Genomic DNA, 14,277 nt, shown 5'->3' on the forward strand with positions numbered 1-14,277 from the left:
GATTGGCTATGGCTCAACCAGCCTTAGCGAATTATCCTGATATTTCGTTATCTATCAATGGACATTTCATTCAGTCAACGCCAGCGCCGAAGGTCATCGGTGGATATATTGCCGTCCCCGCTCGTGGCTTGACCGAAAGTCTAGGCGGCAAAGTGTATTGGAACGGTGCTACTCAAACGATGACGGTAGTCCGTGGCGGAGCCAACGGCACCGTCGAAATCGGGAACCCGTGGGCTGTAGTAAACGGTAAAACGATCAAACTCGCTTTCGCTCCCTTCTTATCGGGAGATCGTCTGTACCTTCCGTTGAACTTTCTCGGGAAAGCGTTTAACGCCTCACTGAATTGGGACGCTGTAGACCATATCGCTTCTGTGAATACGCCTGATCAAAAGTTTCAATGGGGAACGGGAATGCGAGCAGTCTCCATTCCGGATTATCAAGTGCTGAAGCAACGTGTGCAAGGGTATCTCGATGAGCGTCCCGGTCAGGTCAGCGTCTATGTGCAAGATCTTACGACAGGTGCTTCCTTTGATATCGGCGGTGATCAAATTTATATGACTGCCAGTACCCATAAATTGCCGACCGTATTGTATTTATACACCTTGGCGGCCCAAGGAAAAGTGGATCTAAATTCGACGCTGACTTATACCTCAGATTATTACCGTCAAGGGACGGGTATCATGCAGGGAGAGCCTTTTGGCAAAGAGTATAAGCTCCGCGAACTTGCCCGTTTGGCTATCGTCTACAGCGACAACGCCGCATGGGCTATGCTGCTTGATTACCTCGGCGATGACAATCTGGGTCAATTTGAACAATCTATCGGTGGAACGGTAACTTACTATGATGACAATAGTAATCCGCTGACCACTCCGCGAGACATGGGAAAATACCTGGCCTATTTGTCCGTTTTCCGAGACAATCAGCCTGCTTTGGGCAATGAGATTTTTAATGCTTTAGAAAACACCGTATATAATGATCGTATTCCCTCTGAACTACCTGCTGGTACTGTGGTAGCCCACAAAATCGGCTCCCTCAATGACAAGTTTCATGATGTCGGTATCGTCTTTGCTCCGAACCGACCTTATATCATCTCCATTTACAGTAAAGATGGATGGGAAGCGGCATCAGTGCAGACACTGGCTGATCTTTCCCGCATCGTCTACGATTATCAGGTTTCACTACCTTGATCAGTAACGCTCTGATCAAGAAGATTGAAAAAACCCTCGCCTATCCCACGTGGAATTCTTTCGCGGCGGGAGGCGGGGTTTTTTCTTTTTGTATGAGGAATAATCGGTCCGATTCATGTCAGCTATCCTGCCGAATCAAATCCGACGAGGACGACACCGAGTACGATGAGGGCCGCACCACCGAATTTCAGCGGTGACATCGTTTCGCCCAAAAAATAATAACCGGCAAAAACAGTGATCAGGGGAGAAGCAGCCAAAACTAACGCCGTTTGGCCGATATCCCCCCGTTTGATCGCTGCATAATAAGCCAAGTCTCCTGCAAAGGTGGCTAAAAAGGCCTCCATGGCAAGGAAGTACCAACTCCTGGTGCTGATATCGCTGATGCGGCCGATGTTTCCGCTGATCAAAACCCATAGCCCGACTAAGAGTATCGTGATCAAGGTGCGGGCGGCTAGGCCGTCGATCGTCGGAATTCCTCTCAATCCCACTTTTCCGAAGACCGGTGCCATCCCCCAGCAGATGGCACCGAAAAAAGCCAGCCAAAAGGCGTACAATCGTCATCCCTCCGTCCGAGAATCAGGACATCCGTTCGACCACTCTAGGCATGGGTTGGTAATAGTCCATCCCGAGGTCTTTTGTAACTTTCTTCGAGTCGCTGTATTCGATCGTCAACCAAGACTTTACAGAGAGTCCTTCGAGACCGGGAACAAGTACTTTCTCTTCGCCTTTGTTGAGTGTACTGTTTGTACGATAGACTGTCGGTGCCTGTTGGCGGTTGAGTATTTCATGATGCCAGGTTACGTTCGGAGGGTTCACACTTCCGTAAAATCCCATATACAGTGTGTTATCTTCCGTATCCGCCCAGATGACGACGGGACTATCGGTATCGTTTTTGATCTTAAAGTCTTGGACGCCATAAAAGACAGCCGCATCTTGCCCCGGTGGTACATAAGGGACTTGCATCATATGGGGATGCCGTTCAATGATCTTCAGATTGGACAGGACGGTGGTGTTATACAAGGTGGTGGCCACTTTGCACACACCCCCTCCGACGGTCTTCACCACTTTTGCCCCTATATAAGTGGGACCTTCCTGGAAGCCTCGCTGCGTCGTGTAAGGTCCAATGGTTTTGTTCATAGAAAAAATCTGATTCGGTTCAATGACCGTTCCAGCTAACATGTCAGCGGCTAAGGCGACATTATACTCTTCGCCGGGAAGCGGGTCGGGAAGGGTCGTCTGAAAGGCCCCCATCCGGATCGTGGCACGGTGCTTCGTACAGAGCTCTTGAAAGCGCGGGTCCTCTTCCCATTTGAGCGGCCCTTTGACCGGACGGCCGTAGGGATGTTGCCGGGTTCCTTCTTCCGGTAGAGAAGATGCGTCGCTTGGCGATGAGTTTTCTGGCTGCGGTGGTGCAAGGGGGGACTCTTCCTGTTTCGGGCTTGATTTACCGAGATGTAGGCCTTTCAAAAGGGTACCATCCCCAAAGGTATGATAGGCTGAAAAACCGATTCCTGCAGCGATGAGTGCTCCCATAAAGAGGAACACTCTTTTTCTGCTGAGGGACAATTCGATCCTCTCCCTCCAAGAGACAGTCGAGAAAACCTTTCATGAAGTCTCTAGCATTAATCCATACACCAGGATCAGCAGATTTAGACCGTTTCTTCGGGAGGAATGGAGATAATACGAAGTTGGATGCCAAAAAATGGACAATAACTACATAACTTCAAATGGTAAAAGAAGGAAATTATTATGAGCTTGTCGAAAGGCTCTGTCGGAAAGTGCACTAGATAGGGGGAATAAGGATGGAAAAAACGCCTTTACTACATCTTTGGCGGGCTGATCATTGCCTTGGTGATCGGCATGACGATTCAAGGTACGCGCTTGTACAACAAAGCCGATTCGGAGGGAACTAAAAAAGCCTTTACCGAGAGCAAGGTGACGATTGAGGGAAAGGGTGCTTTGACGGAACGAGATGGCATGAAGGAAAAAGGTTTAGATAAGGAAATCCGTGTTCACGTATCTGGCGCCGTCAATAAGCCGGGAGTCTATCAGATGCCTGCTGGAAGTCGGGTTGATGATGCGTTGCGCTTAGCTGAAGCCGGCCCTAACGCTGACTTAGAGTCGATCAACCGGGCCGCTTTGTTGACGGACGGACGGCAACTCGTCGTGCCGGCGATCCGGTCAGAAAATGGGAGTAATGAATCGATGAAGAACGGTCAAGCTGTAGGCACAACGACGAGCGGGGGAACATCGAGAGCTTTCTCGAAAGGCAGCTCTAGTGGAAACGGAAATGCTGGTGCAATCATCAACATAAACTCGGCCGACGCGTCGGAAATGGATAAACTGCCTGGAGTCGGTCCTGCCTTGGCCCAGCGGATCCTTCAATACCGGGAGACGAAAGGACCTTTCCAGCGTGTCGAAGATATCCAAAACGTGCCTGGAATCGGTCCCAAGAAATATAACGATATGAAGGACATGCTTTCGGTTTATTGAGTGAAGCCGGCTGCATGAAGTTGATGGAATGAAGACGAGAGAGTGGGATAGGATAAAAAGGCGATGCAGGAGGAGTGATGAAGAGATGATGCATGTGATCTTAGAGGGTTATGGAGACAATGAGGCCTACATCAAAACAGATGATGGGACCATGACCATTCCCAGACACCGGGTGCCCAAAGAAGCCAAGATTGGCGATTGTCTCGTGATGCGGGATGGTGCCTATTTCGTAGACAAAAAAGGGAACTGTCAAACTCGTTGATGGAGGATTCATGGGAATCCAGGCTGACCGGAAGCGTTGTCCCGGTCAGCCTTTAAATTTATTTTTATGAAGGTGAGTACTATCTCATTGTCTATTGACATGCGTCGACAGAGTGGTATATTAACCTGTATGGATAAAAGGTCGACGCAGGAGATGACGCAACGGTGCTAAACAGTATCAAAGGGTATAATCTAAACTCACGTCTTTTACTTTTAGGAATGGGACATTTGGTGACGGATATCAACCAGGGTGCGTTGGCGTTAGTAGCCATTTTATTGAAGGACAAGTTCGATTTATCTTATTTTATGGTCGGTTTTACGATTTTGGTCGGAAGCGTCAGTTCTTCTGTCATTCAGCCCCTCTTCGGTTTGCTCAGTGACCGCTATCGGGCTACTTGGTTGATGCCGATCGGTACGTTCACCGCAGGTGCCGGTATGGCTTTAGCCGGGATTGCGCCGACGTACGGCTTGGCCGTAACCGCATTGCTGATTTCCGGTTTAGGAGTCGCTGCTTTCCATCCCGAAAGTTATAAATTGGCCCAAGCCGTTGCTGGGAAAAAGAAAGCTTCAGGTCTTTCCCTTTTTTCCGTAGGCGGAAACTTGGGATTTGGCTTAGGACCTCTTTTGGCCGGTTGGTTTAATAAATGGTGGGGATTGACGGGACTTATCTGTTTTCTACCTATCGCTGCCGCTATGGCTTTTTTGTTGTATCGCTCTACTCAAAAGCTCTATGAGCAGCAAGCTGTTCTTCAAAAGGATCTGAACGGTGGCGGTTCGGCGAATCGGATATCGGAAAGCTCGGCGTCTGTCAAATGGATCTTGGCTATCTTGTTAGGCGTTGTCTTTATCCGCTCTTGGGTGACTTCCGGCTTGACGACATATGTACCCTTGTACGTAGTAGATGTATTAAAAGAGACGCAGGAGCAAGGTGCTGGATTGTTGAGCTTTTTCCTGATCATCGGTGCGCTGGGGACGCTGCTCGGAGGACCGATCGCCGATCGCATCGGCGCCGGCAAGTTGATTGTTTTTTCCTTAACGATTACAGCTCCTCTCGTGTTGCTGATCCCCTTTACCCAAGGGTTGCCACTCAGCATACTGATGACACTGATCGCGATCACCTTGTACGCGAGTTTTTCCTCCACTATTGTTCTGGGACAGCAGTTGCTACCGAATCATATGGGGACTGTTTCTGGATTGATTATCGGATTCGCCATAGGCATGGGTGGTGTAGGGGTGACGGTCTTAGGGAAAATTGCCGACGTTGTGGGCATACCCCCCATTTTTTATGGCATGACGGGGCTCCTCCTCTTGGCCGTTGCCCTCACGTCGGTACTGATAAAACAATGGAAGAACAAAGAAAAAGCTGCAACGGTTCAATGACCGGCAGCTTTTTTTATGCCCCAGGAAATGCTCAAGAAAACAAAAGGATAAATAGCTCTTGCAAGCATAAGCATAGAAGGTAAAATAAGGTTGAAAATATTTGGAGGGATGTGACAAACCCATGGGGTGGCTGCAAGGAGTCAATCAAAAAGTGATACGAGGGATTCTCTTATCTGCTGTTACGGCGGCTCTCTTCGTCTCAGGTTGTTCGAGTGACTCGGACAAGGTCAATGAACCGAAGGAAGTCTCTGCTCAAGGGCAATCGATCAGCAAAGAAGAGGCCAGGAAGCAGTTGATTTCAGGGAATGAACGTTTCCAATCGGGAAAAGTGATCCATCATGATTTAAGCGAGCAGAAACACCTTGAGCTAGCAAAGGCGCAACATCCCTTTGCGATCGTATTAAGTTGTTCTGACTCTCGAGTTCCTCCGGAACTGGTTTTTGACCAGGGTCTTGGCGATCTTTTCGTGGTTCGCTCGGCCGGTCACGTCCTGAGTCCGGAGACGATTGGCAGTATCGAATACGCCGTGGAACACTTGCACACGCCTTATCTCGTCGTTTTAGGTCATGAGAGCTGTGGTGCTGTCAAAGCTACCGTGGAAGGGGGCCATCCATCCGGGAGTATCGGCGCTGTCACCGACCACATTAAACCGGTAGTGGAGAACGTGAAAACGAAAGGAATCGATCAGGAAGAGCTGACGGAAAAAGCCGCCGATGAGAATGTGCGACAGACAGTGGCGGCACTGCGGAAAAGCCCTATAATCGCCGACGCGATAGCCAATGGAAAATTGGCTATCGCCGGGGCGAAGTACCAGATGATTTCGGGAAAAGTCAATTGGTTGGATTAAAGGTCGATTAGCCAATAAATCTTATTCGCTTTTAGCCGGCTGGGAAGGTTCTTTACCGATGGCATCCCTCAAGTTTTCCAACCATTGGCTGATCTGTTTTTCACGTCCGTTCGCGGTGGGCTCGTAAAAGCGAGTTCCCTCGATTTCGGGCGGCAGGTAACTCTGTTTTACATAGCCCCCGTAGTTGTGGGGATACTTGTAACCAATACCGCTGCCAAGAATAGGGCCTGCCTGAGAATGAGACATATCGGCGAGATGGCGGGGAACAGTGATCCTTTTAGCTTCCCGGACAGTCCGAAGCGCCCTATCGATGGCATCTTTCGCACGGTTGCTTTTGGGAGCGCAGGCTAGATAAAGGGCGGCTTCGGCGAGAGGAATCCGACCTTCCGGAAGGCCGACCAGTTTCACCGCATCGGCGGCAGCTTGCGCCAGGACGAGAGCCATCGGATCGGCCAATCCAATATCTTCGGCGGCATGGATGACGATGCGGCGGGCGATAAAGAGGGGATCTTCGCCGGCTTCCAGCATGACGGCCAGCCAATATAGGGTCGCATCAGGGTCAGAACCGCGGATGCTCTTAATAAAGGCGGAGATCGTATCGTAATGACGGTCTCCTTTTTTATCATAATAAACAGCGATCCGACCGGTCACCTGCATCACTTCATCGGGACCGATGGGCTTGTCCAAAGTGCCATGAGCAGAAGCCACCATATCGAGAATCGTCAGTGCCGAACGGGCATCCCCTTTAGCTGCTTGGATGATCAATTCCAGCCCATCTTCTGTTACCGCATCAGCAGGTAAGCCCAAGCCCCGGTTCGGTTCGGTGACGGCTCGTTTTAACAATGACCAAAGGTCCTCTTCTGAAAGCGGATGAAGCATGTAAATACGGAGGCGGGAGAGGAGCGCCGAGTTCAATTCATAGAGAGGATTTTCGGTGGTAGCGCCGATTAAGACCAACGTTCCGTCTTCCACGATCGGGAGCAGCAGATCCTGCTGGGCTTTGTTAAACCGGTGGATCTCGTCAATAAACAGGATCGTACGCTGTTGTTCGAAAGATAGACGCGATTCAGCCTCTTTGGCCACTTTCTTGATATCAACCGAACCGGCTGTGACTGCCGACAAGGTCTCAAAGTGACTGCTCGTAGTCTGGGCGATGAGCCGGGCGATCGTTGTCTTTCCGGTCCCCGGCGGCCCGTATAAGATGAAAGAGTGGACTTTGTCTAGGTCCACCATCTTGCGAAAGAGGGACTCGTTATTTAAAAGATGTTGCTGCCCAGCCACTTCATTGAGGCTGCGTGGACGCATCCGAAAAGCCAAAGGGCCTTCCTTCGCCTTTAGGGCTTCTCCTTGATAGGAAAAGAGGTCCAATGGCTTCAGCTCCTAACGAATTCTATTCAAATCTATTTTAACCATCCTTATACACAAACCCAATATGTAACCCAATAAAATAACGCCTCCAGCCATAGAGTCTCTATGCCTGGAGGCGTTTTCTCTTTCATTAACGCAGGGTTTGATTCTTTTTGGCCCGCTCTCGTTGGGTGGGGTCGAGGAGACGCTTGCGAAGTCGGATGTTCAAGGGGGTCACTTCAACCAGTTCGTCGTCATCAATCCACTCTAAGGCGTCTTCCAAGGAGAGGATTCTTGGGGGTTCCAGTTTAATGGTGCCGTCAGAACCGGAAGCCCGCATGTTGGTGAGATGCTTGGCTTTGGCCACGTTCACATCCATATCTTGTTCCCGGGCGTTTTCGCCGACGATCATTCCCTGATAGACATCGGTGCCAGGGGTGATGAAAAAGGCGATCCGTTCCTGCAAATAGCCAAGTGCGTATGCCGTGGCTGTACCATGTTCGAAAGCGACAGCAGCGCCTTTGGTCCGCCCAGGGATTTCGCCGCGGTGTTCGCCATATCCGTGGAAGAGGTGGTGCATGATCCCGAAGCCCCGGGTATCGGTGAGGAATTCCGTCCGGTAACCGATGAGGCCCCGGGCAGGGATGATGAACTCAAGACGGACTTGACCAGTGCCGTTGTTGACCATGTTGGTCATTTCCGCCCGGCGCGTTCCCAGCTTTTCCATGACTACACCCATGTATTCTTCAGGAACGTCGATGATCAACTGTTCCAGAGGTTCCATCAGGTTGCCTTCATCGTCTTTGCGGAAAATGACGGAGGGCTTGGAGACGGCCAATTCGTAGCCTTCCCTGCGCATCGTTTCTATCAGAATAGACAGGTGCAGTTCGCCGCGGCCCGAAACAAGGAAGACATCGGGGTCTTCTGTTTCCTGGACCCGCAAGGCTACGTTTTTCTCCAATTCCTTCAACAAACGACTGCGCAGATGGCGGGAGGTGATGTAATCGCCTTCTTTGCCGGCAAAGGGGCTTGTGTTCGTTTGGAAGGTCATCTGCAAGGTCGGTTCATCGACGTTGATCACCGGCAGGGGAGCAGGATTGTCGGGGTCGGAGATGGTCTCGCCGATGTTTACATTATCTAAACCGGTAAGGGTGATGATTTCCCCTGTGCTCGCTTCCTCGACAGGGACCCGTTTCAACCCTTGATAGGTGAAGACTTGCAGCACTTTGCCTTTGATGATGTCGCCGTCCCGTTTGCAGATAGAAACCTGCTGGCCTGTACGAATTTTTCCTTGATGGATACGGCCAATGGTGACACGACCTGTGTAGCTGTCATAATCGAGCGAAGAGATGAGCATCTGCAGGACGGCAGAGTCGTCCCCTTCTGGACAGGGGACTTTTTCAATGATCGTCTGGAAAAGAGGCTCCAGCGTCGTTCCTTTTTCATCGGGATCGAGGCTAGCCCAGCCAGCCCGGCCTACGGCATATAAGACGGGGAATTCCAACTGTTCATCATCGGCGCCTAGTTCAATGAACAGCTCCAAGATTTCGTCAAGCACTTCTGCAGGACGGGCATCTTGGCGGTCCATTTTGTTGATCACGACGATAGGCCGCAGGCCCGATTCGAGGGCTTTGCGAAGGACAAACTTTGTCTGCGCCATAACCCCTTCAGCGCTGTCTACCAGCAGAATAGCACCATCGACCATCGAGAGAATGCGTTCCACTTCGCCGGAGAAATCTGCGTGTCCAGGTGTGTCCACGATGTTGATTTTAATGCCGTTGTACGATACGGCCGTGTTCTTGGCCAGGATGGTAATACCCCGTTCCCGTTCCAAGTCGTTTGAGTCCATGACGCAATCCTGGACTTCTTCATTGGCCCGAAAGATACCGGACTGTCGTAGCAAACCGTCGACCAGTGTAGTCTTGCCATGGTCGACGTGAGCGATGATGGCGATATTCCGCAAATCCGTACGTTTCAAACTCGCATTCTCTCCTTAATTCATAAAAAAAAGATGCCCTCAGACATCAACTATTATCACTAATATTTAATGATAGAGCTATAGTCATTGACTGTCAAGGGGTTTCTATAGTAAGGAATACTTTTTTCCATTGGTCCTATTTCGACGGGTATGGGTGCATCCTGAACCGAAAGTCTTGCTTAGTTTAGGTACAGCTCTCATTGGGTAAAATTGGTTTAGATTGATCGAAAAATAACGGCTTGTCATGGAATGGAAGAAAGGTGTATTCTTAAATAAGAACATTCCTAATTAAACGTTCCGGTTCATATAGGGGTGAATCACTCCGTTCCCATTGAAATCAGGATTACTGTACTCAATGGATAAACTTTAATCACCGCAGTGATCGATTAGGAGGCTCATCGGGTGTTGAACATTGTCCGACCATTCAAACGCGAAAAGGATCGAAACGGCGATGAATCGATCCTCGTGGAGGCCCGCCATGTGTCCTTTCGTTACGACCAGCGGGAAACATTAAGTGATATAGAGCTGAAAATCATCCGGGGAGACTTTCTCGGCATTATCGGCCCGAACGGGTCGGGAAAATCGACTCTGCTTCGGATGCTCTTAGGGCTGTTGCGGCCGGAAAAAGGGGAAGTCTTTCTCTGGGGCGATCCCGTCGATAAGTTTCGCCGTTGGCCCCTCATCGGCTACGTACCTCAAAAAGCCATCGCTTTTAACACCGCTTTTCCTGCTACCGTATGGGAAGTGGTCTATGCAGGCCGGCTCGGCCGAAAGGGCCTTTTCGGATGGAAGAATCATCATGACAAAGAAATCGTCGACGAGTGCTTGGAAAAGGTCGGTATGACGAAGTATGCGGGCCAACTGATCGGCAATCTTTCGGGGGGGCAGCAGCAACGGGTATTTATTGCCCAAGCTTTAGCTGGAGAGCCGGAAATCCTCTTCTTGGATGAACCGACGGTTGGTGTCGACGCAGAACAGCAAGAACTGTTCTACAGCTTATTAGAGGATCTCAACCATAACATGGGTCTGACTGTAGTCTTAGTCTCCCATGATATTGGTGTGATTACAGAGCGGGTGAACAAGCTCGTCTGTTTGAACCGCCGGCTGTTCTTTCACGGTGAAGTGGGCGGCTTTAAGGCACGGCAGACAGAGATTTTAGCCAAGATGTACGGCCATCCTGTGCAGATGGTTCAACACCATCACCACTAGGAGGAAGAGAGCATGTTCGGTTTCACAGAAATGTTTCAACATGATTTTATGGTCCGGGCCTTTCTGGCTGGATTGATGGTCGCCGTCATATGTCCGTCGATCGGACTTTTTCTCGTTTTGCGCCGCCTATCCCTCATTGGCGATACTATATCCCATATATCTCTGGCCGGTGTAGCAGGAGGGATGTTGTGGGGCGTCTATCCGCCTCTGATGGCGCTCACTTTTTCCCTCATCGCTGTCTTAGGCCTGGAAAAACTTCGCCGGAGCTATCAGAACTATGCTGAAATCTCCACCGCCGTCTTTCTTTCTGGCGGCGTGGCGTTGGCAGTTATCCTGCTCAGCGTGAAAAAATCGGCCTCATCAGATATTATCAGTTACCTCTTCGGAAGTATCATCGCCGTTAATCGTCAAGATTTAGTCATCTTATCGGCCGTGTTAGCCATTGTCCTCATCGTCATCGGTTCTCTTTATCATCGCTTTTTCTATATCTCTTTCAGCGAAGAAAAAGCGCAGCTCAGCGGCTTGCCGGTCTACGGACTAAACTTAGTGCTCATGGTCCTGGCGGCTCTCGTCGTCGCATCATCCATGCGCATTGTCGGCATCTTGCTCGTATCGTCGATGCTTGTGTTACCGGTAGCGGCTAGCTTGCAGATCGCCCGGAGTTTCCGGGAAGCTTTTTGGTTGGCCCAAGCTTACGCCTTAACATCTGTGACGGCAGGTCTTTTGGCTTCCTATTTTCTCGATCTGGCTCCTGGAGGATCTATCGTATTGTTAGCGGCGTTCCTGCTCGTATCGACGATCTTGGTAAAAAAAGCTTGGCTCCGTTTGCGCCCGCTACGGGCGAAAGATCGCCTATCGGCAAAGGAACTGGCGAAAATCCAATAAACAAGAATAATCCTAAATGGGATTGATATGGTTTACGGAGGGTGCATGGAGACAGAACAGGTACTCAATTTATTAAAGGCAAAGGGATATAAGTGTACGCCCCAGCGCCGGGCAGTTGTTGAAGCTCTTGTCCGAGCCGAACATCCCTTATCCGTCAAAGACCTCGTCGATGAATTACGGGAGCTTTTTCCCGATATGAGTGCAGACACGGTCTATCGCAATGTAAAGGTCCTCAGCGATTTAGGGGTGGTCAATCTCATTCATAATCAGGGAAAAGAAGGGGCCCGCTTTGAACTCGATGGTCGCCCCCATCACCATCACCTGGTCTGTGTCGCCTGTGGTAAATCGGTATGCCTGCCCTATTGTCCCATGGAGGAAAAGGCGGAAGCCCTTGCCAAGCAAGAGGATTTTAAAGTGCTTGGTCATACCTTTGAAATCTTCGGCCATTGTCGTGAATGCCAAAATAATAAGGAGGGAACATCATGATTCCAAGAGCGTTGCAAGGGCTGCTGATTGGTTTCCTTACAGCGGCGGTTATCTCCGGATGTGCCTCTAAACAAGAGGGCATAAAGTCTGTCAGCCAGGAGGGGCAAAAGGTCCAAGTCGTCACCAGCTTTTACCCTATGTACGAATTTACCCGGCAAGTAGGCGGCGATAAGGTCGAAGTGACCAACCTGGTTCCCCCGGGATCGGAGCCCCATGACTGGGAACCGTCGCCGCAAGATATGGTCAAGGTCGGCAAAGCCCGATTGCTTGTTTATAATGGGGGCGGTTTTGAAGGGTGGATCGAAAAAGTCAGCCAGGCCGGCAATAACCCTAACTTGCTTCTGGTAGATACGAGCAAGGGCATTGAGATGCTCCCTAGTGAGATGAGTGAGGATGCCGAGCATGGGCAGGACGAGGAACATAGCCATCAGCACGGAAAATATGATCCCCATTTTTGGCTTGATCCGAACTTGGTCAAAATCCAGGTAGAAAACGTCAAAAAGGCGCTTGTCAATGTCGATCCGGATAACAAAGATTATTACGAAGCCAACGCAAAGGCATACCAAGAAAAGCTGGACCAAATAGACCGGGAGTTTAAAGAGGTCATGAGCAAGACTCAGTCGAAAGAGTTGATCACGACCCACAGCGCTTTTGGTTACCTAGCGCATCGTTATGGCTTACATCAAGTTTCCATCATGGGCATTTCACCTGAGGCAGAACCCAAGCCGGCTGAACTCGCTCGCATTGCCGAATACGCACGAAATCATGAGGTGAAATACATATTCTTTGAAACCTTAGTAAGTCCGAAAGTCGGGGAAGCACTGGCGAGGGAAGTGAAAGCGGAAACACTGGTGTTAAATCCCATTGAGGGTCTGACGGAAGATGAGCAAAAACGGGGACTCGATTACGTTGCTGTGATGAAGCAAAACTTGGAGAACTTGAAAAAAGCGTTAGGGTATCAGCCCTAAGAGAAAAAACCCTTTAGCCTCCTTTGCGAAGGAGGCTTTTTTGATCCCTTGGCAACACTGGCAATTCAACTGTCAATATTTATTCCTTTACCAGTAAGCTCTTTTGACGGTACTATATTTAAGAATCAATGGGTCTATTGTTAAAATGTCAAAACAAAGGGATGAGAATGACAAAGAATAAGAGTAAAGGGGGATGATTTATTGCACCGGTACACATTAGCCGTTGGAAAATTTAGGTTTTTTGTTCTCGCCGTGGTGACTTGGCTCTTTTTCTGTAGCACCTCGGCAGCTCTAGCGGCGGAAGAGTCGCCAGATCTGAGAATAGTTAAGTTTTGGGTCGGTAAAAATGTCTATGAAGTCAACGGCAAAGAATACTCGATGGATTCAGCGCCAGTCGTTGACATCCAAGCGGGACGATTGCTCATGCCGTTACGCTATTTGGCCTACAGTCTAGGTATCACTGATAGCGACATCGAGTTCAAGAAAAATACAGCCGGTTCGATAGACGAAATCATTGTGCGCCGCCCCTCTGAGGGTGGTTTTAGGGATACCTTGCAGATGTTCATCGGACAGCCGGACTTTATCGTCAATGGGGGAGAAGCAGGTACGCTGGATGCCCTTCCCCGTATCGACAATGGTCGTACATTGGTGCCTTATCGTTCCGCTGCCCAGGCTTTAGGGGCACTCGTTTTTTGGGATGCTGCGGAGCGAGCTGTGGTCGTAAAAACCTGGAATCGGGTGCCGTCTCCAGCAAACCCATCATGGTCGAAAGTGATCCTCTATCCTGGACTACAGAAAATCGATCGCATTGGAGTGGGAGGTACCGCAGATTCGCTGAAGACCAAGGTCCCCGTCGCTATAAACGGGAGTGATGGTATCACCCAGTTCAATGTCATCGACTATTTGCATGCCTGGGGAGTGCCGGCACAAAACATCCTTTACGACCAACGGGGCGGTTTGATGGTTCGTGGAGCAGCTGGAGCAAACATACCTGGACAACCTTATCGTGCCGGTTTTATCTATTTCTATGCGGGAGAAGGTTGCGGCTGGATCAGCAACAATCACAAGACAAATCCAGACGAAGGGGTTCTAGCCAACGAGATCAAAAACGGACAATTGTACAGCGCCATGCCGCTCTTTTATGCCATCGGCCCTTTATTCGGCAAACAGGTCGAAGGCAATGTCAGTGCTGATTCCCTGTGGCTGCGCCTGATTTCATAGCCGAAGCGAAAAGAG

The 14,277-nt window shown here is 50.0% G+C and carries 14 protein-coding genes; 10 read left to right on the forward strand and 4 right to left on the reverse strand.

From position 1 onward, the window contains the following. Nucleotides 1–8 precede the first annotated feature (8 nt). Nucleotides 9–1,187 carry a serine hydrolase gene (locus GJ688_RS14110; RefSeq protein WP_170292001.1) on the forward strand — a complete coding sequence of 393 codons (1,179 nt, stop codon included), beginning with the start codon at nucleotides 9–11 and terminating at the stop codon, nucleotides 1,185–1,187. A 122-nt stretch (nucleotides 1,188–1,309) separates the two neighbouring features. Here GJ688_RS14110 and GJ688_RS14115 read toward each other — a convergent pair whose 3' ends face one another. Both GJ688_RS14115 and GJ688_RS14120 read right to left on the reverse strand, forming a co-directional pair. Next, nucleotides 1,310–1,741, reverse strand: a complete 432-nt coding sequence (locus GJ688_RS14115; RefSeq protein ID WP_155477203.1) for an EamA family transporter — start codon at nucleotides 1,739–1,741, stop codon at nucleotides 1,310–1,312. Nucleotides 1,742–1,763: 22 nt separating this feature from the next. Beyond that, entirely contained in the window at nucleotides 1,764–2,753 is a 990-nt protein-coding gene (locus GJ688_RS14120) for a VanW family protein (protein ID WP_170292002.1), read from the reverse strand. A 294-nt stretch (nucleotides 2,754–3,047) separates the two neighbouring features. Between GJ688_RS14120 and GJ688_RS14125 the strand changes: the two genes are divergently transcribed. The 4 genes from GJ688_RS14125 (at nucleotide 3,048) to GJ688_RS14135 (ending at nucleotide 6,168) form a co-directional block, all read left to right on the forward strand. Then, complete coding sequence (locus GJ688_RS14125) at nucleotides 3,048–3,680, forward strand: ComEA family DNA-binding protein (RefSeq protein WP_170292003.1); 633 nt, start codon at nucleotides 3,048–3,050, stop codon at nucleotides 3,678–3,680. An 85-nt stretch (nucleotides 3,681–3,765) separates the two neighbouring features. Further along, nucleotides 3,766–3,942: a hypothetical protein gene (locus GJ688_RS20320; protein WP_170292004.1), complete on the forward strand. Its 177-nt coding sequence runs from the start codon at nucleotides 3,766–3,768 to the stop codon at nucleotides 3,940–3,942. Nucleotides 3,943–4,172: 230 nt separating this feature from the next. Further along, complete coding sequence (locus GJ688_RS14130) at nucleotides 4,173–5,321, forward strand: MFS transporter (RefSeq protein WP_170292005.1); 1,149 nt, start codon at nucleotides 4,173–4,175, stop codon at nucleotides 5,319–5,321. A 121-nt stretch (nucleotides 5,322–5,442) separates the two neighbouring features. Next, nucleotides 5,443–6,168 (forward strand): carbonic anhydrase, encoded by a 726-nt coding sequence (locus GJ688_RS14135; RefSeq protein WP_155477207.1) that lies wholly within the window; start codon nucleotides 5,443–5,445, stop codon nucleotides 6,166–6,168. A gap of 21 nt (nucleotides 6,169–6,189) precedes the next feature. Here GJ688_RS14135 and GJ688_RS14140 read toward each other — a convergent pair whose 3' ends face one another. Beyond that, nucleotides 6,190–7,536, reverse strand: a complete 1,347-nt coding sequence (locus tag GJ688_RS14140) for a replication-associated recombination protein A (protein ID WP_155477208.1) — start codon at nucleotides 7,534–7,536, stop codon at nucleotides 6,190–6,192. Between the two features lie 130 nt (nucleotides 7,537–7,666). Continuing rightward, complete coding sequence (gene typA, locus GJ688_RS14145) at nucleotides 7,667–9,493, reverse strand: translational GTPase TypA (RefSeq protein ID WP_155477209.1); 1,827 nt, start codon at nucleotides 9,491–9,493, stop codon at nucleotides 7,667–7,669. A 402-nt stretch (nucleotides 9,494–9,895) separates the two neighbouring features. On the opposite strand from typA, the gene GJ688_RS14150 reads away from it, so the two are divergent. The 5 genes from GJ688_RS14150 (at nucleotide 9,896) to GJ688_RS14170 (ending at nucleotide 14,262) form a co-directional block, all read left to right on the forward strand. Continuing rightward, nucleotides 9,896–10,702 carry a metal ABC transporter ATP-binding protein gene (locus tag GJ688_RS14150; protein WP_328597377.1) on the forward strand — a complete coding sequence of 269 codons (807 nt, stop codon included), beginning with the start codon at nucleotides 9,896–9,898 and terminating at the stop codon, nucleotides 10,700–10,702. A 12-nt stretch (nucleotides 10,703–10,714) separates the two neighbouring features. Then, a complete protein-coding gene (locus GJ688_RS14155) occupies nucleotides 10,715–11,587 on the forward strand; it encodes a metal ABC transporter permease (RefSeq protein WP_155477210.1) in 873 nt (290 codons plus the stop codon). Between the two features lie 45 nt (nucleotides 11,588–11,632). Then, nucleotides 11,633–12,073: a Fur family transcriptional regulator gene (locus GJ688_RS14160; RefSeq protein ID WP_170292006.1), complete on the forward strand. Its 441-nt coding sequence runs from the start codon at nucleotides 11,633–11,635 to the stop codon at nucleotides 12,071–12,073. Beyond that, nucleotides 12,070–13,041: a metal ABC transporter substrate-binding protein gene (locus GJ688_RS14165; RefSeq protein WP_155477212.1), complete on the forward strand. Its 972-nt coding sequence runs from the start codon at nucleotides 12,070–12,072 to the stop codon at nucleotides 13,039–13,041. The genes GJ688_RS14160 and GJ688_RS14165 overlap by 4 nt, the downstream gene beginning before the upstream one ends. A 201-nt stretch (nucleotides 13,042–13,242) precedes the next feature. Further along, a complete protein-coding gene (locus GJ688_RS14170; RefSeq protein WP_155477213.1) occupies nucleotides 13,243–14,262 on the forward strand; it encodes a stalk domain-containing protein in 1,020 nt (339 codons plus the stop codon). The last annotated feature ends 15 nt before the right edge of the window (nucleotides 14,263–14,277 follow it).

Source organism: Heliobacterium mobile (assembly GCF_009720735.1).
GTDB classification, from domain to species: Bacteria; Bacillota; Desulfitobacteriia; order Heliobacteriales; family Heliobacteriaceae; genus Heliobacterium; species Heliobacterium mobile.

Coding starts and splice junctions, on each gene's coding strand:
- GJ688_RS14165 (WP_155477212.1), top strand. CDS start 12,070: ATGATTCCAAGAGCGTTGCAAGGGCTGCTGATTGGTTTCCTTACAGCG.
- GJ688_RS20320 (WP_170292004.1), top strand. CDS start 3,766: ATGATGCATGTGATCTTAGAGGGTTATGGAGACAATGAGGCCTACATC.
- GJ688_RS14125 (WP_170292003.1), top strand. CDS start 3,048: ATGACGATTCAAGGTACGCGCTTGTACAACAAAGCCGATTCGGAGGGA.
- GJ688_RS14110 (WP_170292001.1), top strand. CDS start 9: ATGGCTCAACCAGCCTTAGCGAATTATCCTGATATTTCGTTATCTATC.
- GJ688_RS14155 (WP_155477210.1), top strand. CDS start 10,715: ATGTTCGGTTTCACAGAAATGTTTCAACATGATTTTATGGTCCGGGCC.
- GJ688_RS14160 (WP_170292006.1), top strand. CDS start 11,633: ATGGAGACAGAACAGGTACTCAATTTATTAAAGGCAAAGGGATATAAG.
- GJ688_RS14135 (WP_155477207.1), top strand. CDS start 5,443: ATGGGGTGGCTGCAAGGAGTCAATCAAAAAGTGATACGAGGGATTCTC.